Raw genomic sequence first — 22,229 nt, forward strand, 5'->3', positions numbered from 1 at the left:
CCCACCTCCGGTCGACCCCGCCCCGACTCCTTGCCCGACGCCGCCTGACAAACCCTCGCGACGAACCCACCTCCGGGCACCGGCTCTTGCCCGGATTTTCTGCGAGATGGCCCCTGACAGACCTTCGCGACAGGAGCATGGTCCCACCTCCGGTCGACCCCGCCCCGACTCCTTGCCCGACGCCGCCTGACAAACCCTCGCAACGGGCTTGGCGGCCACCTCGGGCACACGGTCGCATCCACTCCAATCCAGCGTGCTTTTCGGCCCCCTCTTGCCGATGCCGGGGAATGGGCGGAGAGTGTGGCAATCGGTTGAAAGCGGGGCTTGAGCCGGTTTGACGCATACGGCGTGCTTCTGGTAAACTCCCGGGCACGGTCGCGGTGTCTCCGCCTCACACCCGTGAACCGGCATCAGGGCAAGTGCACTTGAGCGACTATCTCGCATATGGAACAGGCTTCGGATCATCCCGCGCGGTGCTTCCTTCCGGCTCCTCTCGTGCCGCTGGTTTCAGACGAGTTGGTGTGTCCCATTCTCCGGCCCGCCGGGAGGTGATTCTGTGATCCGGAAGTCCTCTGCGTTGTTCGCCGCCTTCCTGCCTGTTCTGATCGCTGCGTTGCTTCCCGCGGATGCCCTTGCGTCCAGCCTCCACGCGCGCGTGCGGTTCGACCCGTCCGACCTTTCCGTACAGGAGGCGCCGCACGGTTCCCGCGCGGACCTTTCCGGAGCAATAGAAGTGGGTGGGGAGGATGCCCCTGTCCTCCCCATGGCGGTTCGTGTGTTCTATGTGCCGGAAGGTCAGGAAGTCACAGGAGTGACGGTGACCCCCGGTGCGGAGGTTCTACTGGAGGGGGTCTCTCTCCGCGCTCCGATCGCCTCCGCGGCGGAGGAGTCGGGGAGAACAGTCCACCGGGCATTCCCGGCGGGCGCGCGCGGCGACGGTGGCGGGATGGTGCCGGAACGGGCGGGCGTGTCGCTCGGCGGCGGGAACATGGCCGGGCATCGCCTTCACACGGTGGCGCTCTTCCCGGTGCGATGGTCTCCCGCGGACGGTTCCGTTCGCTTTACCCGCACCTTTGATGTGGAACTGCAGCTTCGCCCGTCCGGAACACTCCCGGGACTGGCGCGAAGCCGCCCGCTGGGAGGGGTTGCGGGGCGCAGCATGGCGGCCGGACTTTCCGGCATGGTGGCAAATCCCGCCGACCTTCCCGTGAGTGTCCTCCTTCCGGAGAGTTCGCCGCATCCGACCGGGCTTTCCGGGAGGGGACTCCCGGGGAGCATCGGGAGTTTCGTGGAGATGGTGATCGTGACCACGGATTCGCTGGCCCCTTCATTCCAGGAACTTGCGGACTGGAAGACCGCGAAAGGGGTTCCCGCGGTCGTTCGCACCGTCGAGTGGATCGAAGCGAACTACCCCGGCGGGCATGACCTCCCAGAGAGGATTCGCCTCTTCCTGCGGGATGCGCACTCCCGGTGGGGAACAGGACTCGCTCTCCTCGGAGGAGATTACGCGCTGGTTCCGCCCCGGGCAGCCTTCAACCGGTTCTACTACGGCGGTTCGGAGATCCCGACGGATCAGTACTACGCCTGTCTGGACGGAGACTGGAACGGGGACGGAGATGAATACTACGGTGAGGGAGAGTACAACTCGGACCCTGGAGATTCCGTAGACCTGTTCCCGGACATTTTCGTGGGAAGGGCTCCGGTGCAAAGTGTCGCGGAGGTGAACAACTTCGTTGCGAAGTCGCGCCTTTATGCAACGGGGCCGCCCGCCGGGTATGTCGAGGATCACACGGTGTTCGGGGAAGTGCTGTTTCCGTCGGACTGGGAGTACGGCGACTCTCAGTCGATCATCACGCTGGACGGGAAGGCGCTTGCTCAGGCAATGGACAGCCATGTCGCGCCGTCGTGGGCCAGGACGAAGCTCTATCAGAGCGACGGCGGTCTCAACCGGGATCTCGCGCTGGCACAGTTGTCGCGCGGCCCGCATATGCTCACGATCATGGGACACGGAGATGCGTTCAAGTTCTCGGTGGGGGATTCGCCCAATCCGCTCATCTATGTGGCGGATACGGATTCGCTCACGAACTGGCCCCACCTCACGATGGTCATGGCGACTGCATGCAATCCGAATCAGTTCGATCTGGAGTGTCAGGGCGAAAGCCTGATGAACAACCCCACCGGCGGAGCGGTTTGCGTGGTCGGCCCCACGAGAGTGGACTTCCCGGTCTCCTCTTCGGCGTTCCACGAGGGCATGTACCGGCTCATGTTCGACCACGGAGTCACGGGGCTTGGCGCGGCGAACCAGATGCATCGGATTCCGTATGCGGCGATTTCCGTGTCGGATGCCACATCAGATCGGTGGACCCTCCTGACGAAGATCCTCATGGGCGACCCGGAGCTGAGTCTCTGGACGCGGGAACCACAGGATCTTGTGGTGACCCACGCGGGTGCGGTGACGCATGGCCTGACTTCTCTCACGGTGTCCGTGGCGGATACCACCGGCACTCCTCTGGCCGATGCGCTGGTCTGCGTAAGCGGCCCGGGCGGCACCTACGGCCGCGCTGTCACGGATGTCAGCGGACAGGCGGCGCTGGATCTATCGGCGGGCGACACGGATTCCCTGTCGGTGGTGGTGACGCTTCCCGAGTATCTCCCGTATGTCGGGTCGACGCTGATCACTCCCGCGGCGGGCGCATTGCTGGCGCTCTCGTCGCACGAGACGGATGACGACTCCACCGGTGGATCCTCCGGCAACGGGGACGGAACGATCGATGCGGGCGAGACGGTGGAGCTGGACCTTCTCCTGGCGAACGATGGGGGAGCGAACGCGTCGGCCGTTTCGGTGGCGGCCTCCGTGGAGGCGGGGTCTTCCGCCACCTTCGATCTGTTCGTCAACGGTATCCGGAATCCGGCGGCGGTGTTCATCGGTCCGGACCGTGTGAATCCCCCCGCGGTTCCTTTCACCATCGACTTCGCCGCCCCCTTTGCGCCCACGGAAGGCAAGCCGAGTTTTGTCTTCACCGCGCACGCGACGGCGGGCGATGTCGGGGTATTCCTCTGGCAGGATGACAGCGGATGGCACCTGGAGTGGGGAACGGGGATGAGTTCGATGACCGTTGCGGGAATGATGCAGACGGACGGGCGTTTTCGGTCCGTCGCCCCCACGAAGCTGGAAGACGGCGCGGATGGAATCACGCTCAACCCGACTTCGACGCAGGTGAACTTCGCCGGAACGGTCGACTCGGATGACCTGGCCGATGCGTTCGACTTCAGCATGGCCGACAGCACCATGCTGTCTGTCGTATCCGCAAGCGCTTCCGTGGGGACGGTTGCGGCCGGGGGGACGGGTTCGGGAACCGTGTCCGTGGGCGTGTCCGGTGCCGCGCGCGCGGGGCAGGTGGCCTATGTGGATCTGGAGATCTCCTCCGCGTCCGGAGGCCCGTGGAGCGCGTCGATTCCTGTGGTCTTCGCGGGGCCGGCTTTGTCGGCCTTCGTGATTGCCGTGGACGACTCGTCCGGTGCGCCGGTCTCCGGGGACGGGGACGGCATCGTGGAAGTGGGCGAAACCGTGCGCCTCACCACCCGCGTTGCCAATCGCGGGAACGGGGCGGCCGATGGCGTCACGGGTGTCGTGAGTGCGGCCACCGGGATCGCCTTCGTGGATTCCACGGACTCCTTCGGAGCGATCGCCGCGGGCGAGGAAGCCTCCGGCGTGGGCGGGTTCCTCTTCACCGTGACCGATCCCTCCGGCGTGTCGGTGGACCTTTCCATCACCGACTCCGTGGGACGCGCATGGGACAAGACCGTGGAGTTCGTGGCACCGTCCGCACCGACGGACCTTTCGTTTACTTCGACCGAGAGCGTCATCACGCTGACATGGGAGGCTTCTGCGGACGCGGACCTGGCCGGGTACAACCTGTACCGCAGCCCGACCAGCGGCTCCGGGTTTGATCGCGTTCACTTTGATCTTCTTCGTACCGGGACGCGATTTGTGGATGCGGGGCTGTCTCTGTCGTCGGCGTTCTACTACCGCGTGGCCGCGGTGGATTCGTCCGGAAACGAAAGCGCCGCCTCCGACGAACTCTTCACATGGACCACGCAGCGGCAGCTGCCCGGGTGGCCACAGAACGCCGGAAGCAATGTCTTCGCGTCGATTCTCTCTGGAGATTCCGACGGCGACGGCGATGGCGAAGTCTTCGTCGGATCGCAGAATTTCAGTCTTCACGCATGGAACTCGGACGGGACCGTGATCTCCGGCTTCCCGGTGTCCACCAGCAATCAGATCTGGGGCACGCCCGCCATGGCGGACCTCGACGGGGACAACGATCAGGAGATCCTCTGGGGGTCGATGGATACCCGGGTCTACCTGGTGCACCACGACGGCTCGCCGGTGTTCGGCTCGTCGGCGCTCTTTGTGGATCTGCCGCTCGCGGGCGAGATGGTCCGGTCCACGCCGTGCTTCGCGGATGTGGATCTGGACAGCGAACTGGAGTTCATCGTCGGGACAGGCATCGGGACGCTGTACGGTTTCAATCATGACGGAACGACGATGGGCGACAGCACCGGGTTGATCTACACGGCGTCTCCCGGGAACTCCTCCGCGCGAATCTGGGGACCGATGCCCGTGGTCGATCTGGAGGACGACGGGTCGATGGAGATCGTGTTCGCAAGCTGGAACAACAAGGTCTACGCCATCGACTCCGACGGAAATCTGAAGCCGGGCTTCCCCCGAAGCGGCACCTCCGACTTCCGGAGCGGAGCGGTGGTGGCGGATCTGGATGTGGACGGCACGATGGAGATTCTCGCCGGGTCCATCGACCGCAACCTCTATGTGTTTGATCACGACGGGGGCGACTACCTCCCGGGCGGGTCGTTCCATCTCTTCCCGGGAGATCTGCGAAGCGTTCCCGCGATCGGCCAGCTGGACGCGGACCCGGAACTGGAGATCGTGGTGTCGTGCATGGACGGACATCTCTACGCCTACAACCATGACGGAACCGGTCTCCTCAATCCGAACGGGCTCTTTGCTTCCATTGACTCGGCGAGCGCCATTTCCGCCAGCCCGATCCTCGTGGATGTGGACGGGGATCTGGACTTTGAGGTTTTCGTGGGCCATCGAAACGGCAGCTTCTACGGTTTCCATCACGACGGGACGGGCCTGGTGGGAATGCCGGTTCCCACGGCGTCGAGCATCTACGCCACGGCATCCGCGAGCGATCTCGATGGAGACGGAGACATCGAGGTGGTCTTCGCGTCCTATGACCAGACGGTGAATGTGCTGGACTTCGACGGGCCGTCTGTCCCCGAAGCCTATGAGTGGGCGACCTATGCGGGGAACTCGCGCCGGACCGGCGTGTACGGCGACTCCGATCTGTCCGAGACGGGCGTGGGGGTCGGGATGTCCGCCTCCCCGGCCTTCGCCCTCTCGGCTGCGGTTCCCAACCCGTTCCACCGCGCCACGACCATCCGGTTCGCGCTTCCCGAGAACGGTCCGGCGACGCTCCGGGTGTTCAATGTGTCCGGGCAACTGGTCAAGACGCTGGTGACCGCTCCCATGGAGCGCGGAGACCATTCGGTCCGGTGGGACGGCCGCGATGCCACCGGGCTTCGCCTTTCCTCCGGCGTGTACTTCTACCGACTGGACTCCGCAGGGTTGACGAAGACCCGCAAGACGCTGCTTCTCCGATAATCGGGAGGGCGGACGGAGTGCCGCCCTCCGTTGACAGGCGTCCCCGCGCGGGGGATGTTCCCACGGTCGCATTCACCCGACTTCCGGAGAGTCTCCGTGCGCCGAACCCGCATTGTGGCCACGCTCGGCCCCTCCTCCGAGTCGCCCGAGGTGGTGGCGGCGCTCCTCGCGGCCGGAGTCGATGTCTTCCGGCTGAACTACTCCCACGGAACCCACGCGGATCACGGGCGAGTTCTGGAGGTCGTGCGCCGCGCCGCTGTGGACGCGGGGCGGGATGTTGCGGTCCTTCAGGACCTGGGCGGCCCGAAGATCCGGACGGGCGAAGTCTCCGGCGGCGGGACGATCCGTTGGGAGACGGGCGCGCGAATCACCCTTGCGGAGGGGGCGGTGCCTCTGTCTCCGGGGGTTCTCTCGACGAATCTGGCGCATCTCGGCGGTCAGTTGCAGGTGGGGCATCGCGTGCTGCTTTCCGACGGGCGTGTGGCACTGCGCGTGACTGCGGCGAACGGTCCCCCGGAAATGGAAGTCGTGCTTGGAGGCGAGACGCGCTCCCGCGCGGGGGTCAACCTTCCCGACACCGAACTGGGCGTGCCTTCCTTCACCGACAAGGATCGCGGAGACCTGGGTCACGGGTTGGCCGGGGGCGTGGAGTTGGTGGCGCTGTCATTCGTGCGGGCGGCGTCCGATCTGGATGCGCCACGCGAAGTCGCGGAGGAGGCGGGGAAGGACCTGTTCCTCGTGGCGAAGATCGAGAAGCCCGAAGCCGTCGACCGGCTGGATGGAATCCTCGACGCGGCAGATGCCGTCATGGTGGCGCGAGGGGACCTTGGTGTGGAGATGCCTCCGGAGGAAGTACCGTTTCTCCAGAAGCGGATCATTGCCGCTGCGAACGCACGGAGGATGCCGGTCATCACGGCCACCCAGATGCTGGAGTCGATGATGGACCGGCCCGTGCCGACCCGTGCCGAGGCTTCGGATGTCGCGAACGCCATTCTCGACGGTACGGACGCCGTCATGCTTTCCGGGGAAACAGCGGTCGGTGCCTTTCCGGTGGAGGCGGTGCGTGTGATGGACCGCATCGCCCGGCGGGCGGACCTCTTCGTGCGTGCGCCGGTGGATGCACGCAATCCGTCCGGCGACGATCCCATGCTGCCGGTTGCACTTGCCGCAGGGCGCATTGCGGAAGAGGTGGATGCGTGCGCTCTGGTCGTTTTCACCGAATCGGGGAGGACGGCTCGCTTTGTATCGTCGCATCGGCCGTCGGTCCCGGTAATCGCGCTGACTCCGAAGCGGTCCTCGGCATTGGGGCTTGCGCTGTCGTGGGGGGTGAGGGCGGTGGAGATGCCTTTCGTGGATTCCATGGAGGAGATGCTCACTGACGGAGAGCAGCTCCTCATCGATTCCGGGTTTGTTCGGCAGGGAGACCGCGTCGTGGTGGTTTCCGGCAGTCGTTCGGGGCGTCCGGGGGGGACGCACCTCCTCAAAGTCATGACTGTCGGGGAGATGGACGATTCCGGCACAGACCGCTCATGACGCACGCTTCCACGCCGGGGCTGCCCGTGATAGGATCTTTGCCGATCGTGCTGTGTTGGATGGAAGAACCCCCTGGGGAGAGACGACGAACATGAGATCCATTCCGAACCGTATTGTTCCGGCGACCGCCGCATTCCTTCTGGCGCTGGGCGCTTTCCTTCTCGGGTCGGGCGCACTGGCCGCCGAAGAGGACCCCCGTCTTATGCTGGTCTACTCCACGGATGAACGGAGCGAACTCCTTCCCTGTGGTTGAAAGTCCAAAGACAAGGGTGGGCTGGCCCGGCGGGCCGGCGAGATTGATTTGATGAGGGCGGCCGGCGAGAATGTCTTCCTGTGTGCGGCCGGGGACTTCACGGAGTACAAGAGTGCGCGACGCGCTTCCATGGACGACACGCGCGGAAAGGCCGCGAGCATCTGCCGTGTTCTGGGCATGCTGGGATATGACGCGATCGGGCTTGGCGAGAAGGACCTGGCGTTCGGGACCGCCTTCCTGGAGAAGCATGCGGCAGAAGAGGGCCTTCCCCTGACCTCGGCCAACGCACGCGATGCCACCACGAATGAACCGCTGTTCTCCCCGTTCATCATCGCGGAGAGGAACGGCGTGCGTGTGGGCTTCCTTTCGGTGACCGCTCCGGAGCGGCACATCGTCTCGCAGGTGGAGGATGTGCTGGTTGCGGAGGGCATCACGATCGCGGACCCCACGGTGTCTGCGGAGGAGTACCTGCCCCAGTTGCGGGCGACCACGGATGTCGTGGTTCTTCTGGCGCATACCGGCATTGAGACGGCCACATTCCTCGCGGAGGATCTGGATGTGGATGTCGTCGTGGTGGGGCACTTCCCGGCGATCGAGGAGCAACCCCGCGACCTGGACGGCACGCTGGTGGTGATGGCCGGAGGCAAGAGCGATCACTTCGGCAAGCTGGAGATTACCCTCGACGAAGACCGCTCCATGAAGTCCTGGCACGGTGAGGCGGTTCGTCTGCTCGCGACGGGCCCGGAGGATCCTGAGATCGCGGCCATTGCGAAGGCTGCGGACGAAAAGGAGAAGGCGCAGAAGCGGGACAGGCAACTGCAGTCTCAGCGCAAACGGGAACTGGAACTGGCCCGCGCGGACAAGGAGAAGATCCACGACCGTGGCGGTATCTTCGGGGCCGAGTCGTGCAAGTCATGTCACCAGGACATCTACGACTCGTGGATGGAAACACCGCACGCCGCCGCATTCGCGACGCTTGCCGAAGCGGATGCCTGGGATCGACCGGAATGCGTGGGATGTCACATCACCGGGCCGGAGCGGACGAGGGTTGTGGAAGATCCCAATGTGGCTCCCGAGGTGTGGAATGTGCAGTGCGAAGCGTGCCACGGAAGCGGACTGGAGCACACGCGTGACGGCTCTTATGTGACGGCCGGAGAGGCGCTCTGCGTGGAGTGCCATGACCCCGACAACAGTCCGGACTTCGACTACGCAACCTACGCATCCTACGGTGTTCATTGATCGCCGGGATGGATCGGCCCATTCGCGGCCGCACACATCGCGCACGGATCGTGACCGCATTCGCGATGGCGATGGCAGTTCCCCAGTTCGTGCCGGCTGACGCCGTGGCCTGGGGTGAACGCACGCATGAGATCATCAACCGCCGCGCGGTGGACTTTCTGCCGGACGCACAGCGGGCCGCATGGAGCGGGCTGGCGGTTCCTCTGGGCGGGCACGCCAGCGATGCGGACCATCGGAAGTCGTTCGACAAGGACGAAGGTCAGCGCCACTTCATCGATATCGACGCGCACGACGACCCGCCCTTTGCGAAAGTCCCACGCACTTTCGAAGGGCTGAAAGACAAGGTGGGGGCGGAAGAGGCCCTCCGGTGGGGGATCGTCCCGTGGGCAATCGACGACGCTTACCGGATGTTCGTGATCTCCATGGAGCGCGGCGACTGGGGGTCGGCGGTGGCATGGGGAGCGGACCTTGGCCATTATGTCGCGGACTCACACCAACCGCTTCACTGCACCATGAACTATGACGGGCAGAGTACCGGAAACCGTGGCGTCCATGTGCGCTTCGAAATCACGATGATGGACCGGTACTACCAGGAGGGGGCGCTTCCCGCGGACGGGGAAGGGGACGAACCGATGCCGTACGGGGGGGCTCCGGCTGCGTACTGCCTGGACTGGATCCCGCTGGCCTACGACGGGCTTTCCTCCATCCTGGACGCGGATACCAGGGCGCAGAGCGCGGATTCCGATTTCGGCGACGAATACTACCGGATCATGTGGGAGGGAACGGCCCCGACTGCCCGCCTTCAGGTTCATCGAGCCGCGCGGGATCTGGCGGTGCTCTACGCAGCCGCCTGGGAGGAAGCGGGGAGTCCAGTACCTCCCGAAGTGATGCCTCCCGCGGTCGCTCTGCCTCGGGAACTGCTGAACGGCCCGGTGGGGGAAGAGGTTCCACTGAAGCGCGCAGCGTATGTCGTGGCGGGCATCGCGGTGGTGGGGGCGTTCCTGCTTGGGGGGCTCTAGGTCGCGCAGAGCGGAATCCGGTCCAGCACGCGCCGCCGCCGACCGATACCAGAGTGACCCCGGACCTGTGGAGCACGCTCGTGAACCGCAAGAGAATACTCGTCGTGGATGATCAGGAGAGCATGAGGGATGTCCTCACCGATCTTCTGGACCTCATGGGATACGACGCGCACGCAGTGCCCGGAGGCGACGAAGCGCTCGACAGCCTGGGCGACTGGAGTGTGGATCTTGTGATCTCCGACCTCAACATGCCCGGCATGGACGGTCTGGAGCTGATGCAGCGACTCCATCAGGAACACCCCGGTCTCCCCGTGGTGATTGTTACCGGATACGGCACCTTCACCACGGAGAGGCGTATTCTTGCCGACGGCGCAGCGGGGTACATCCCCAAGCCCTGCACCCTTACGCGCGTCCGTGACACCGTCCGTGAGGCCCTCCAAGTCTAGGCGACCCTCCGCCGGGGCACACTCCGTGGTATGCTCCGTCGTCCCGCGCACGGATTGGCCCTGCCGGGAAGGGGAGCGAACATGTCCGCCTGGACTACCGAGGCCTTCGACAAGTGGTATTTGCGCGTTTATCCGCACCGGAACGAGGCCGAAGCCTCCGCGCTGGTGGCCACACTGAATGCCGAAGCGCCCCTGGCCGGGAAGCGCATTCTCGACGCAGGGTGCGGCGCGGGAAGGCACCTTGGTGCGTTTTCGGCCTGTGGTGCGGTCCCCGTCGGGCTGGATCTTTCCCCCGCGCTTCTGGAAGAGGCCGAGCACACTCGAGCCGCCTGCGCCGGGGACTGGAAGCTCGTGCAGGGGGACCTGCGCAGCCTTCCGTTTCCGGCATCGTCCTTCGACGGTGTGGTGAGCCTCTTCACGACTTTCGGGTATCTCTCCGAAGGAGAGGATCGACTTGCGCTAAGCGAGGCGGCTCGCGTGCTTCGTCCAGGCGGGTTCCACCTGCTGGACTTCCTGAATGCGGACCGCGTGCGCGCAGCGCTGGTCGCGGATGGAGAACGAGCGGAGTCGGGGATCCGAATCCGGGAAAGGCGGCGACTGATCGAAGACGCGCGTCGTGTCGCGAAGCGCGTCACCATTCACGATGCCGAAGATCCGCATGGCGCACCTCTTGCCGACTATGAGGAGCGCGTAACGCTCTATGCACCCGAAGAACTGTGCGAGATGCTTCGGGAAGCCGGTTTTCGCATCGCGAAGCAATGGGGCGAGTACGATGGCGCCCCGTTTGATGCGGCGGCGAGTTCGCGCTGCATTGTGCTGGCGTTCAGGGAGGATGCGCTGTGAGCGTCGTACCCGATCGGGCTTGCGGCACACGGGCGGTTCCGCTGGGCGATGCGTCCTTCGCCACGGACTGGGCGCGGGCGAATCCCGCGGCGCTGCGGTTTCTCCCGCGCCATGCGTCCTCGGAACACGCGTGGGAAGTGCGCGTGGAGGAAGCCGCACGCATCTCCCCCTCACGAGAGGTATGGGAGGCGGCGGGCGCAGTGGGGGAGCGGCTCGGCGCGGGGCAGGCCTCGCGGCGCGGGGTGGACCTTCTGGCTCGCGGGGATGCGCTCTGCGTCGTCGCGGGGCAGCAGCCGGGCGTGTTCGGGGGGCCGCTCTACACGCTCTACAAGGCCATGACGGCGGTGGCGCTCGCCCGCGACCTGACCGGGAAGCTCAACCGGGCGGTCGTCCCGGTGTTCTGGAATGCGTCGGACGACAGCGACTTCGGCGAAGTGGCCACCACCCGCCTGCCCGACCGCGCGCTGCGTTCCATGCGATGCACGCTGCGGGGCGCGGACCTTCCCGCCGGCGCGATGGTGGGGTCGATGGACACGGCGGCCACGCTTCTTGCGCTCGGGGAGGTGAACGGCTTCCAGGATTTCGGTCCGGGCGGAGAGTTTTTCTCCCGAACGGTGCGTGATGCGTTGAGCGTGGCCGCCGATCATGGCCAGATGGCCGCCGCGCTTCTCCATCGACTCCTGGAGGGTTCCGGGTTGGTCGTGGTGGACGGACGCTCCGCGGAACTTCGGCATGCGGCACGCGATCTCTTTGAGCGATATGCGGAGCACATGGCCGAAGTCGGGGACGCGGTGGCCGTGCGCGGGCGGGATCTGGAAGCGGCGGGATACACCGCGCCCGTCGATGACCGAGCGGGACGCTCGGCGCTCTTTCTGCTGGCGGACGGACGGCGGCTTCGCTTCGAGGGAACGCCGGGCGAACTGGCCGGGGTGATTGCGCGGGACCCCGCTGCCGTCTCCCCCAATGTGGTTCTGCGGCCGATGGTGCAGGACACGGTGTTGCCGAATGTCGCGACGGTGGCCGGCCCCGGGGAGATCGCGTACCACGCGCAGATCGCCCCGGCGTACGACCTTCTCGGCGTGACGATGGCCATTCCGTTTCCGCGGCTCTCGGCGACGCTGGTACCGAGGGGCGTTTTCGAACTTGCGGAGCGTCGCGGTGCGTCCGCGTGGGATTTCGTTCAGGACTTCGACGGCGCTCTGCGTCGGACTGTGGATCGCGCTCTGCCCGGGGGGCTGGCCGACGGACTCCGGCGGCTGGAGAAGTCGCTGGAGTCCACGACGCGGGAAGTGGGCCACGAGGCGAGCGCGTTCGACGCCCGCCTCTCCGGCGCGGTCGACGAGGCGGATCGGCGGATGAGGGAGGCGGCGAGTCGCCTTCGCGAGAAGGTGGCCGTGGCGGCGCGGCGCGTCGAGATCGGGCGCGACCCGGGGATTCGCGCGTACCGGGAGTTCCTTCGTCCGCGTGGGCTCGGGCAGGAGCGGGTGCTGGGGTGTGCGACGCTGCCTCTTCTGGCGGGACGCACTTTCGCGCACTGTCTCGCGGCACCGCTCGACGCCCACCTTCGTGCGGTTCGTGCTGCGGAACCCGCGCACTGGCTGGTGGACATGGAGGAGTGGACCCCGGAGGCCGGGGCGTGACGGTGCTGGCAATCGGGGCGCATCCCGACGATGTCGATCTTTATGCGGGGGGGATGATCGCGGGGCTTGTGCGTCGGGGCGTGCGCGTCGTGATCCTGGATCTGACGCGCGGGGAAATGGGAAGCCGCGGGGACGCGGACACGCGCGAAGAGGAAGCGACTGCGGCCGCGCGGGCGCTGGGCGTCTCCGTGCGGGAGTGCGCGGGACTCCCGGACGGCGGAGTGTGTGCCGCGAACGCGGACCATGTGCGTACGGTCGTGGAGGCGATCCGTCGGCACCGGCCCCGGCTTCTTCTGGCTCCCTTCGAAAACGACCCGCATCCGGACCATCGGGAGACGGCGGCCCTCGTGCGCCAAGCGTGCTTTCTGTCCGGAGCGACGCAAGCGAACGCGGCCGGGGACCCGTTTCATCCCGGGCGTGTCCTTTTCTACGAACAGAAGGTCTCCTTCGAACCGGACCTTGTCGTGGACATCACGGAGGATGTGAACGCGAAGCGTGCGGCCGTCCACGCGTTTGCCTCTCAGTTCACGCGGGAAGGCGGCGGCGCGAAGACACAGATCTCGGACGCTGCGTTTCACGAAATGCTCGCCGCGAGGGAACTCGTTCACGGCGCGCGGATCGGCGTGCATCGGGGTGAGGGTTATCGGCTGGACGGGCCGGTGGCCGTGGCCGATGCTGTCCAGCTTCTGTCGGAGGAGGGTGCGCCGTGAGGATCGCGATGGTCTGTCACGCGAGTCACGGCGGAAGCGGAATCCTCGCCACCGAACTCGGTACGCACCTTGCGGCGCGCGGGTGCGAAGTTCACTTCATCACAAATGATGTGCCGGTCCGGCTGGATCATTTCGAACAGAACCTCTACTTCCATCGCGTCGAAGTGGACACCTACCCCGTCTTTGCGTACACGCCATACTCGCTGAGTCTGGCCTCGAAGATCATGGAGGTGATCGGAAATCACGGACTGGACATCATCCACGCGCACTACGCGGTGCCGCACGCGACCTCCGCGTTTCTCGCGCGGGAGATGTCCGCGCGTCCGGTACGAACCGTGACGACACTGCACGGGACGGACATTACGCTGGTTGGCGTTCGACCCTCCTACTACGACATCACGAAGTTTTCCATGGAGCGGAGCGATCGCGTAACGGCCGTGTCGGAATGGCTGCGGCGCAAGACGCTGGAGAGCTTTCCCATGGAGCGCGAGATCGATGTCATCCACAACCTGGTGGATACGGAACGCTTCCGGCCCTGGGCCGGAGATCCGAAGGACAGGACCTTCTCCCGCGAAGGCGACTTCGTGGTCATGCACGCCTCCAACTTCCGGCGCGTGAAGAATATCCCGACGGTCCTGCGTGTGTTCGAACAACTTCAGCGTCGCGTTTCCTCCAGGCTCGTGATGGTGGGCGACGGGCCCGAGCGCCCGGCGGCGGAGGAACTGGTTCGGGAGATGGGGATCTGTGATCGCGTTCACTTTCTCGGCGCGCAGGAGAATGTGGAGGAGCTGTTCCCGCTCGCGGATGCGTTCGTTCTGCCGAGCGCGCACGAGAGCTTTGGTCTGGTGGCGCTGGAAGCGATGAGCGCGGGGGTCGCCGTCGTCGCGACCGCGACGGGAGGAACCGGCGAAGTGATCGAGCACGGGCGCAACAGCTTCCTCCACGACCCGGCGGACCAGGACGGGATGGTGGCCTCCCTCACGAAACTGGCCCGGGAGCCGGAGTGGCGCAGGGAAGTGGCGCGTGCCGGAAGAGAGACTGCCGAGAAGAAGTTCGGCGTGGAAAGAATCGTATCAAGATACCTGGAAGTCTACGAAGGAGCGTTGTCTTGAGTTTTCGCGAAGAGGCCTTTCACCTGACGAATGAAATCGATCTCTCCATCCGCTGCGACCTCAGCCTTCCCAAAGGCGAAGGCCCGTTCCCCGTGGTCGTTCTCCTGCACGGTTTCAAGGGATTCAAAGACTGGGGGATGTTCCCGCATACGGCGCAGGCTCTGGCTGCACGAGGGATCGCGGTCCTGCGGATGAACACTTCCATGAACGGTGTGGAGGAGGAACTGGAGGAGTTTACGCGGCTCGATCTCTTTGCGAAGAACACGCCGTCGCGGGAAGTCGCCGATGTCCGTCTTGTGCTGGACGCGCTGGAGTCGGGCTCGGCTGCCGAGGCTGCCGGTTGCCCGGGGATGGTGGACGCATCCCGGATTGGGATTGTGGGGCACAGCAAGGGCGGGGGCGTTGCCCTTCTCGTCGCGGGCGGGGATCCGCGCGTGCAGTGCGTCGTGACCTGGGCGGCGATCGCTTCCTTCTATCGCTGGAGTGATCGCGCGGTGGAGAAGTGGCGAGAGGACGGGCGGATCGACATCCCGAACGCCCGCACCGGTCAGATGATGTGGCTCGACGCTTCCGTGCTGGAAGACGGCGAGCGCAACCGCGAGGCGTATGACATTGAGGCGGCCTGCCGGCGGACCACTGCGCCGGGTCTGGTGATCCATGGAGAGGTGGACGAGTCGGTAGAGGTCCGGGACTCAGCGCGCATCTTCGACTGGCTGGGTTCGGCGGCGAAGGAGCGGCTGGTCATTCCGCACACGGGGCACACCTTCGGGGCAGTCCACCCGTGGGCGGGAGCGACCCCCGCGTGGGAGCAGGCGGTCGCGAAGTCCGGGGACTGGTTCCTTGCGAATCTGTGAGGGAGTCGGCGGTCGCGCCTGTCAAACGCGCATTCGTGCGAAGTAGTCACGCGTGGCTGCCATGACCCGTGGCGCCATGACCAACGCTGCGATCATCGTCGGGATGGCCATCAGCGCGAACGCCGTATCCAGCATGTTGATGACGAGATCCTGCGTCCAGAGGGCACCCAGCGGGAGTGCGGCCAGATACACGAAGACGAAGCGCTCACCCCACCGGTCGCCCACCAGGTACTTCGCGCACTTCTGCGAATAGTACGAGTACGAGGTGATCGTCGTCATGGCGAAGAGCACGACGATGAGCGTCAGAATCGACGGCCCCATCGGCCCCAGCCCGTCTTCGAAGGCGCGTGCGGTCATGATCACTCCGTCGCCTTCGGCGGTGCCCGCTCCGGTCGACAGAATGACGAGCGCCGTCAGCGTGCAGACGAGGTTCGTGTCGAGAAACGGGCCCAGCATGGCGATGAGTCCCTCGCGAACCGGCTCTTTGGTACGCGCTGCGCCGTGGGCCATGGGGGCGGTTCCCATGCCCGCTTCGTTGGAGAACGCGGCGCGCCGGATTCCGGTGATCAGCACCTGACGGAATGTGAACCCCGCGGCCCCTCCCGTGGCGGCGTGTCCGGTGAACGCGGAGCCGAAGATACTCGCGAAGACGCCGGGGACTTCCGGGAGATGCCGCGCGATGATCACGACCGACGCCGCCAGATACAGCAGGAACATCCCCGGTACGATGCGTTCGGCCACTTTGCCGACCCGGGTGATTCCGCCGAGGATCACCGTGCCCACGAAGAGGAGTGCCGCGATCCCCGTGGCGAGGCGCGGGACATCGAGGTGGGATTCGAGGAGCCCCGAGAGCTGATTCACCTGGAAGAGCGGCAGGCAACCGATCATGCCGCAGGCGGCGAACATCATGGCGAGCGGCTTCCATCTCGGGCCGAGGCCGCACTCGATGAAGTACATCGGGCCGCCCTGCGCGATGCCCCGCGAGTCCGTCTTTCGATAGAGGCAGCTCAGCGTGCAGGTGAAGAACTTCGTCGCCATGCCGAGGAACCCCGCCACCCACATCCAGAAGATGGCCCCCGGGCCGCCCATCGAGACGGCGATCGCGACCCCGGCGATATTGCCCATGCCGATGGTTGCGGACAGTGCGGAGGAGAGGGCCTGGAAGTGCGTGATTTCGCCGGGATCGTCGGGATCGTCATAGCGGCCGCGGAGAATGCCCAGCGCGTGGGGCAGGCGGCGGAATGGAATGAGGCCGCTGATCAGCGTGAAGGCGGCACCGCCACCAACGAGGAGGGCGACGAGCGGCAGTCCCCAGACGAGATCGACCGCGGCAGCCCAGAATGTGTCGAGCACCTGCACGGATCCTCCCGGGTCAAGTTCGGGCGACCGTAGCCGTGTGGGGGGATGCGGTCAAGGTGAGCGCAGGCATCTTGACCGGCCCCGTGCCGGGCCATACGATGGGGTGTCCATCTCCCGACTGGAGAGGCTCTTGAATACCCTTCAGCGCATATTGGTTCTTCTCGTGGTGTGTGGTTGTGGCCCGGTGGCCACGGCTTCGGATGCCCTCCCGTTTGCTCATCGACTGGAGGAGGCGCTGGCCTCCGGGGCTGCGGCCGAGGACGCACTCTGGGCCCCCGGCACCCGAAGCGACGCCCGGCGGGAACTCGGTTACCGCGCGGCGTCGCTCTTTCGATGGGATGGCGTGCTGGTTCGTTCCGTCCGCGAAGGGCGGGAGGGCACGAATCGCGTGGTCGAGGTCGCGGCGTCAGGGACGGCCCGGTGGGAGGATCGCGGCTACGGAGTCGCCCAAGCGCTCTGGCCGCTCCAGCTGGATGAGCGGGCGCGGACGAACCGGGTGACCCGGCGCATGGCGTGGGTTCTTCGCGAAGAGAACGGGGTGTGGCGGGCGGTCGCTCAAGAGGAACTTTCGCTGCTTGCCGTGGAGGAGGCTCGGATCCACGCGTCGGTGCATCCCGCTCAAGGCGTTCTTCTGGTGGATTCCGAGCTGTTCGTTCGCGCGCTGGTGCCTGTGGAGACCGTGCGGTTTCTGCTGGACCGCCCGGCGGAAATCTACGACCTGACCGTGGATGGAGAGTTGGCTGAGGTCGCGCGCGGCGCGGAGCGGGGCGGTCTCGGGCTCCTGGGGTACAGTCCTCCCATGGACGGTTCGTTTCGACTGCCGCGCCCGTTGGCCGTGGGAGAGACCGTGCGCGTGCGGATTCGGACGCGTGAGCCTCTGGGTGCGTTCAGCGGGGAAGGCACCGTGACGACGCTTCCCGTCTCGCACGGGCCCTTCGCCACGCGTGTCTGGATTCCGCTCTTCGGTCCGGTGTCCCGGCTGGCCCCGGAAGCCACTCGCGTGGAGCTGACGGTCACCTGGCCGCGCGGAGCGTTTGCGTCGTGCGCGTTTCCCGCGCGGCATGAGGAGACGATCCGTGCTGTCGCCGAGGATCTCTTCGAAGAGGATGGTCGCGTTGTGCGCTGGACGGGAGATCTTCGGAATGCGGACTTCCTTCTTCGCGAGTCCGGGCTGGAGGTGCCTGTCACGCTCGGGAAGGGCGCTGCCGCCTCCGTGCATCCCCGGTCGCGAGAAGCCCTGGCCTCGCCGCTTCTGCCGGGGAGTTCATGGACATCCACGGATTTGAACGCGGAACTTGCGGAGCTTCTGCCGATGGACCGGGATCTCATGGAGGAACGGTCCGAAGAGTTCTCGGGAGATGCGGATCAAGGGGGCGGGGACCGGGAGCAGTCGGCCCAATGACGGAGAGTGCACGCATGGATCGACTTCAAGAGGCCATGGACCGCTTCGCGGGCCTCTTTGAAAAGGCGGCCGGGCACGACCTTCAGGAACCGACCGCCGTCACGCTGGCCACGGCCAGTGCGTCGGGGCACCCCTCCACACGGACCGTTCTCCTGAAGGGATTCGGGAGAGAGGGTTTTGTGATCTACACGAATACCGAGAGCCGGAAGGGCGTGCAGCTTCTGGAGAACCCCCACGCTTCCCTCTGCTTCTTCTGGCAACCGATGATGGAGCAGGTTCTCGTGGAAGGGACAGTCCGGCGCGTGCCGGACGCGGAGGCGGATGCTTACTGGGAGACCCGACCCTGGGAGAGCCGTGTCGGGGGCTGGGCGTCGGATCAGTCCCGGCCGCTGGCAAGCCGGGCGGAGTTGGTCGCCCGGGTAGCGAAGGCGACAGCCCGGTTTGCGGGGCGGTCGGTACCGCGCCCCGCGCACTGGACAGGCTTTCGGATTGTGCCGGATCGGATCGAGTTCTGGAGTTCAAAGCCGCATCGTCTGCACGAGCGCGTCCTCTACCGGCGGGATGGCGACTCGTGGATCACGGAACGGTTGTACCCGTAGACTAGCGCTCCGGCCGCAACACGAATGAGGCGACGACGCCGGACACCACGGCGAATCCCGCCAGCACCGCGATCGGGAGCGCAACCTCTGCCCAGCCTCCGCCGCCGGTGGTGATGGCGTGGAAGCCGTCCATCGCCCATGCGATGGGGAAGGCGTGGGCGGCCGTTCGCATCCAGTTCGGCACGACTTCCAGCGGCCACCACGCACCGCCGAGGGCAGCCATCAACATGGAAGTGAGCCAGGCCGCCCCGGCCGCACGCTCCGGCGTTCGGAAAAGGGAGCCCAGAAGCAACCCCAGCGCGACGCACCCCAGCGAAAAGACGGCGGCCACCGCAAGGAACGCGAAGGGGGACGGGTCGGGGCGGAAGCCGAAGAGCAGTCGGGAACCGACCAGAAGCAGCGCGATCTGCGCCAGCGAGATCAGGAAGCGCGATGCCGCTTTCCCGGCGATGGCGGCGCCCATGGGAACAGGCTGTGAGGCCAGTCGCCGGAGAACGCCGGAACGCCGCTCGTCGGCAAGCAGGGCCGCGGTTGCCATCACGGTGGACATCAGGACGAACATCGCGAGGTTTCCGGGCACGCTCTGGAGGAACCCGGATGGTGTCTGGACGGAAGAGGCCCATTCCTCCCGGACGGTGAATGCAGGCTCGCGAGAGACGGCGCCGCGGAATACGGCCCGCGTCGAGTCCGACCAGGTCGAGGAATCGGGGGCGGCCGTCGCCAGCGCACCGTGGAAACGCAGGAGCGTTCGGAAGAGCGCCGCGCGCGCCGCGAAGTCGGCCGTGTCGGTGCCCCCGTGTCTCGTAAGAAGAAGGTCGGCGTGGACTCCCGCCAGCACCGAGTCCTCAAACGCCGCGGGGATGGTGAGCGTGCGCACGGGGGAGGCCGAAGGGTCTTCCTCCGCGGAGAGACGGAAGCGTGTCGTATCGATGAGCGCCACGATTCCGCGGGAAGTCTCGGTCCGGTCGAGATCGCGGATCCGCAGGACAAGAACCGCGTCGATCGGCTCTCCCGGCCCGGAGAACACCGTGCCGAAGAAGGCCATGAACGCGAACGGCATGACGGCCATCCAGAAGAGACTGCCCCGGTCGCGTCGGAGATGCCGCAAGTCGAGGCGGAGGAACGCGAGGAAGACTCTCATCGGTGGCCTCCCGCGAAACGACGCCGGAGGAGCAACCCGCCCGCGGTGGTGAGAACGATGGCGAGCGCGAGAAGTACGCCGATATGGGCCGCGACGCCCGCGACGCCCGCGCCGTCGCGGAGGATGCGTCCGTATCCGTCGACCGCCCAGAAGTTCAGCGTGAACGGGGAGAGTGCGCGCATGGAGGGGGGGAGGGCCGAGAGCGGAACATAGCTGCCCCCCAGGAACGACATCACGAGCAGCACGATCGGCCCGACGATCGCGCCCTGGCGTTCGCTCTTCGCTCCTCCGTACACGAGGGCGCCAAAACCGCCCGCCGCTCCGCAGAAGGCGATGGTGAGGAGCGCGAATGCCGGAAGGTCCACCGGTTCGTCCACAAAGACGGCTCCGAACGGGGTGAGGATGGCCGCGCAGACGACCCCGAGGATCGTCGTGGAGAGGATCTTCCCCGTGATGATGGCCCCCGGGCGCACGGGCGCGGCAAGGCACCGGGCGAGCGTGCCGCCGACGAACTCCCTCGGGAAGTCGCGCATGGATTGATCCATTACCATGAGAAGCGCAACCACGGCGAATCCCGGCAGGAAGAGCAGAAAGAGCGAGCCGGAGGACGGGGAGGCGGCTTCGGAGTCTGTGGTGGTGGCCAGCCCGGCGACCGGCGGGAGAAGAACACGGGCCACCCGATCGATGGCGTGATGGAAGAGGACGGCCAGTGTGGCGATGCGCGTGTCCGGAGGGGTTTCGGATTCATCGAGAAGATCGCGGAGATGGCGAAGCGGTTCAGCCAACAGGAGAGTGGCCGCATCCGCTCCGGTCGCGAGAATCCGCGCTCCCTCGACGGCGACTCCGGGGAGGACTCGTTCGCGCGGGTTCTTCCAGACAGGGATCTCTACCGACCTCTCCCCCAGGATTGCGCGGGTGAAGTCGGCCGGAATGACGACGAGCGCGCTGACCTCATTCCGGTCGAGGAGTTCGCGCCCGGTGGTGGAGTCGGCGAGCGTGACCTCCACGCGGTCGGTGAACTCCGGTCGTTCGACGGCGCCTCCGAGGAACATGCCGAACAACCCTTCGTCTCGAATGTCCAGGGCGACGCGCAGGCGGGGTGGTTCACTTCCGCCGAACGCCAGCGCAAACACAGCCCCGAGCGCGAGAGGAAACGCCAGCATCAGGAGCGTGCCGAGGGGGGCGCGTCGGCGACGACGGAAGTCTCGACGCAGTATGGCCGTGAGCGTCCTCAATCGCGCAGCTCCCGGCCTGTCAGCCGCAGGAAGACGCTCTGGAGGGAGGGTTCACGGATGGTGACATCGTCAAGCGACAGCCCGGAGTCGAGAAGTGCCGACAGGACGCCCGGTGCGCTGGAATGTCCCGCCGCAACGAGAACATGCCCGTCTTCAGGAAAGTGGATCGCGTCACCGACGGGGCATCGTGCGCGGAACTCCTCCTCCGTGAACGACCCGCGCGCACTGATGACCTTCCCGTCGCCGAGAGACCGCTGAAGCTGGGACAGTGTCCCGTCCGCCAGGATCCGCCCGTGATCGAGGATGGCGACGCGGTCGCACAGCGCTTCCGCCTCCTCCAGATAGTGGGTCGTGTAGAGCACCGTCGTTCCGTCCCGGGCCATCTGGCGCACGAGCTCCAGAATGCGGGCGCGCGCGTGGACATCGATGCCGACGGTGGGCTCATCCAGCAGCAGAATGCGCGGGCGATGCACGACACCCGCCGCGAGATTCAACCGACGCTTCATGCCGCCGCTGAATCGGGAAACCGGGTCCCGGCGGTCCGAGAGTTCCACCAGCGCAAGGACTTCCTCGATGCGTTCGCGGAGTGATGTGCCGGAGAGTCCTCGAAGCGCCCCCCAGAACTCCAGATTCTCCCGGGCGGAAAGCTCCTCGTAGAGCGCGATCTCCTGCGGCACGACCCCCAGGAGGGACTTCGCCCGGCGGGGCTCCGCGGCGAGATCGATCCCGTCGAGGAGGATGCGCCCGGAGGTGGGGGCGAGGAGCCCGCTGATCATGGAGAGAGTGGTCGTCTTCCCCGCACCGTTGGGTCCGAGGAGACCTGTGACTTCGCCGGGTCGGGCGTCCAGCGACGCACCGTCTACCGCGGTGATGTCGCCGAAGCGTCGCGTGAGCATCTCCGCATGGATCATGCAAAGCCTCCGGTCGCGAGGGAGTGGGTCCGCGAAGACGAGAAGGCTACCCCGGGCCGAGGTGTCGCGCAACGCCTCCGCCCGGAGGGGGGAACGGCCTTCCCACTTGCGCGAAGATCGTGTATCGTCCCGGGTCGCTTGCACGATATGCCGAAGTGGTGAAATTGGTAGACGCGCACGGTTCAGGGCCGTGTGGGGGCAACCCCGTGTGGGTTCGAGTCCCACCTTCGGCACCATTCGGGGG

General features: G+C 66.2%; 17 protein-coding genes and 1 tRNA gene. 14 read left to right on the forward strand and 4 right to left on the reverse strand.

The genetic code is table 11. The features are described 5' to 3' along the window. Positions 1–556: 556 nt before the first annotated feature. The 11 genes from QF819_09040 (at position 557) to QF819_09090 (ending at position 15,338) form a co-directional block, all read left to right on the forward strand. Positions 557–5,689 carry a C25 family cysteine peptidase gene (locus tag QF819_09040; protein ID MDP6803300.1) on the forward strand — a complete coding sequence of 1,711 codons (5,133 nt, stop codon included), beginning with the start codon at positions 557–559 and terminating at the stop codon, positions 5,687–5,689. A gap of 96 nt (positions 5,690–5,785) precedes the next feature. Further along, positions 5,786–7,222, forward strand: a complete 1,437-nt coding sequence (pyk, locus tag QF819_09045) for a pyruvate kinase (GenBank protein ID MDP6803301.1) — start codon at positions 5,786–5,788, stop codon at positions 7,220–7,222. Positions 7,223–7,313: 91 nt separating this feature from the next. Continuing rightward, complete coding sequence (locus tag QF819_09050; protein MDP6803302.1) at positions 7,314–7,475, forward strand: hypothetical protein; 162 nt, start codon at positions 7,314–7,316, stop codon at positions 7,473–7,475. Positions 7,476–7,526: 51 nt separating this feature from the next. Further along, positions 7,527–8,714: a multiheme c-type cytochrome gene (locus tag QF819_09055; protein ID MDP6803303.1), complete on the forward strand. Its 1,188-nt coding sequence runs from the start codon at positions 7,527–7,529 to the stop codon at positions 8,712–8,714. A 50-nt stretch (positions 8,715–8,764) separates the two neighbouring features. Next, complete coding sequence (locus QF819_09060) at positions 8,765–9,733, forward strand: hypothetical protein (protein ID MDP6803304.1); 969 nt, start codon at positions 8,765–8,767, stop codon at positions 9,731–9,733. A 53-nt stretch (positions 9,734–9,786) separates the two neighbouring features. Then, a complete protein-coding gene (locus QF819_09065) occupies positions 9,787–10,179 on the forward strand; it encodes a response regulator (protein MDP6803305.1) in 393 nt (130 codons plus the stop codon). An 81-nt stretch (positions 10,180–10,260) separates the two neighbouring features. Further along, positions 10,261–11,022 carry a class I SAM-dependent methyltransferase gene (locus tag QF819_09070; GenBank protein ID MDP6803306.1) on the forward strand — a complete coding sequence of 254 codons (762 nt, stop codon included), beginning with the start codon at positions 10,261–10,263 and terminating at the stop codon, positions 11,020–11,022. Continuing rightward, positions 11,019–12,662: a bacillithiol biosynthesis cysteine-adding enzyme BshC gene (gene bshC / locus QF819_09075; GenBank protein MDP6803307.1), complete on the forward strand. Its 1,644-nt coding sequence runs from the start codon at positions 11,019–11,021 to the stop codon at positions 12,660–12,662. The genes QF819_09070 and bshC overlap by 4 nt, the downstream gene beginning before the upstream one ends. Then, a complete protein-coding gene (gene bshB1 / locus QF819_09080) occupies positions 12,659–13,372 on the forward strand; it encodes a bacillithiol biosynthesis deacetylase BshB1 (GenBank protein ID MDP6803308.1) in 714 nt (237 codons plus the stop codon). Before bshC ends, bshB1 begins: the two co-directional genes overlap by 4 nt. Beyond that, the gene (gene bshA, locus QF819_09085; GenBank protein MDP6803309.1) at positions 13,369–14,484 is read left to right on the forward strand and encodes an N-acetyl-alpha-D-glucosaminyl L-malate synthase BshA; all 1,116 of its coding nucleotides are present in this window, start codon (positions 13,369–13,371) and stop codon (positions 14,482–14,484) included. Before bshB1 ends, bshA begins: the two co-directional genes overlap by 4 nt. Further along, positions 14,481–15,338, forward strand: coding sequence for a prolyl oligopeptidase family serine peptidase (locus QF819_09090; GenBank protein ID MDP6803310.1), 858 nt, complete (start codon positions 14,481–14,483; stop codon positions 15,336–15,338). The genes bshA and QF819_09090 overlap by 4 nt, the downstream gene beginning before the upstream one ends. 21 nt (positions 15,339–15,359) lie before the next feature. On the opposite strand, the gene QF819_09095 is transcribed toward QF819_09090, so the two are convergent. After that, the gene (locus QF819_09095) at positions 15,360–16,697 is read right to left on the reverse strand and encodes a sodium:alanine symporter family protein (GenBank protein ID MDP6803311.1); all 1,338 of its coding nucleotides are present in this window, start codon (positions 16,695–16,697) and stop codon (positions 15,360–15,362) included. Positions 16,698–16,827: 130 nt separating this feature from the next. Here QF819_09095 and QF819_09100 point away from each other — a divergent pair, with 130 nt between their 5' ends. Both QF819_09100 and pdxH read left to right on the forward strand, forming a co-directional pair. Then, positions 16,828–18,099: a hypothetical protein gene (locus tag QF819_09100; GenBank protein ID MDP6803312.1), complete on the forward strand. Its 1,272-nt coding sequence runs from the start codon at positions 16,828–16,830 to the stop codon at positions 18,097–18,099. A 14-nt stretch (positions 18,100–18,113) separates the two neighbouring features. Continuing rightward, positions 18,114–18,698 carry a pyridoxamine 5'-phosphate oxidase gene (gene pdxH, locus QF819_09105; protein MDP6803313.1) on the forward strand — a complete coding sequence of 195 codons (585 nt, stop codon included), beginning with the start codon at positions 18,114–18,116 and terminating at the stop codon, positions 18,696–18,698. 1 nt (position 18,699) lies between these two features. Here the strand turns inward: pdxH and QF819_09110 are convergent, their stop codons facing one another. Genes QF819_09110 through QF819_09120 form a run of 3 tightly spaced genes read right to left on the reverse strand, consistent with a single transcriptional unit; the run spans position 18,700 to position 21,985 of the window. Beyond that, entirely contained in the window at positions 18,700–19,839 is a 1,140-nt protein-coding gene (locus QF819_09110) for an ABC transporter permease (protein MDP6803314.1), read from the reverse strand. After that, positions 19,836–21,074, reverse strand: a complete 1,239-nt coding sequence (locus QF819_09115) for an ABC transporter permease (GenBank protein MDP6803315.1) — start codon at positions 21,072–21,074, stop codon at positions 19,836–19,838. The genes QF819_09110 and QF819_09115 overlap by 4 nt, the downstream gene beginning before the upstream one ends. Beyond that, positions 21,071–21,985, reverse strand: coding sequence for an ABC transporter ATP-binding protein (locus QF819_09120; GenBank protein MDP6803316.1), 915 nt, complete (start codon positions 21,983–21,985; stop codon positions 21,071–21,073). The genes QF819_09115 and QF819_09120 overlap by 4 nt, the downstream gene beginning before the upstream one ends. Positions 21,986–22,134: 149 nt before the next feature. On the opposite strand from QF819_09120, the gene QF819_09125 reads away from it, so the two are divergent. Beyond that, positions 22,135–22,221: transfer RNA gene (locus QF819_09125), tRNA-Leu, on the forward strand. Positions 22,222–22,229: the final 8 nt, after the last annotated feature.

This window comes from Gemmatimonadota bacterium (genome assembly GCA_030747075.1).
Classification (GTDB): domain Bacteria; phylum ARS69; class ARS69; order ARS69; family ARS69; genus ARS69.

What these genes read in the sequence shown, in the direction of transcription:
- QF819_09050 (MDP6803302.1), top strand. Translation starts at nt 7,314, where the DNA reads ATGAGATCCATTCCGAACCGTATTGTTCCGGCGACCGCCGCATTCCTT.
- QF819_09055 (MDP6803303.1), top strand. Translation starts at nt 7,527, where the DNA reads ATGAGGGCGGCCGGCGAGAATGTCTTCCTGTGTGCGGCCGGGGACTTC.
- QF819_09070 (MDP6803306.1), top strand. Translation starts at nt 10,261, where the DNA reads ATGTCCGCCTGGACTACCGAGGCCTTCGACAAGTGGTATTTGCGCGTT.
- pdxH (MDP6803313.1), top strand. Translation starts at nt 18,114, where the DNA reads ATGGATCGACTTCAAGAGGCCATGGACCGCTTCGCGGGCCTCTTTGAA.
- QF819_09110 (MDP6803314.1), bottom strand. Translation starts at nt 19,839, where the DNA reads ATGAGAGTCTTCCTCGCGTTCCTCCGCCTCGACTTGCGGCATCTCCGA.
- QF819_09120 (MDP6803316.1), bottom strand. Translation starts at nt 21,985, where the DNA reads ATGATCCATGCGGAGATGCTCACGCGACGCTTCGGCGACATCACCGCG.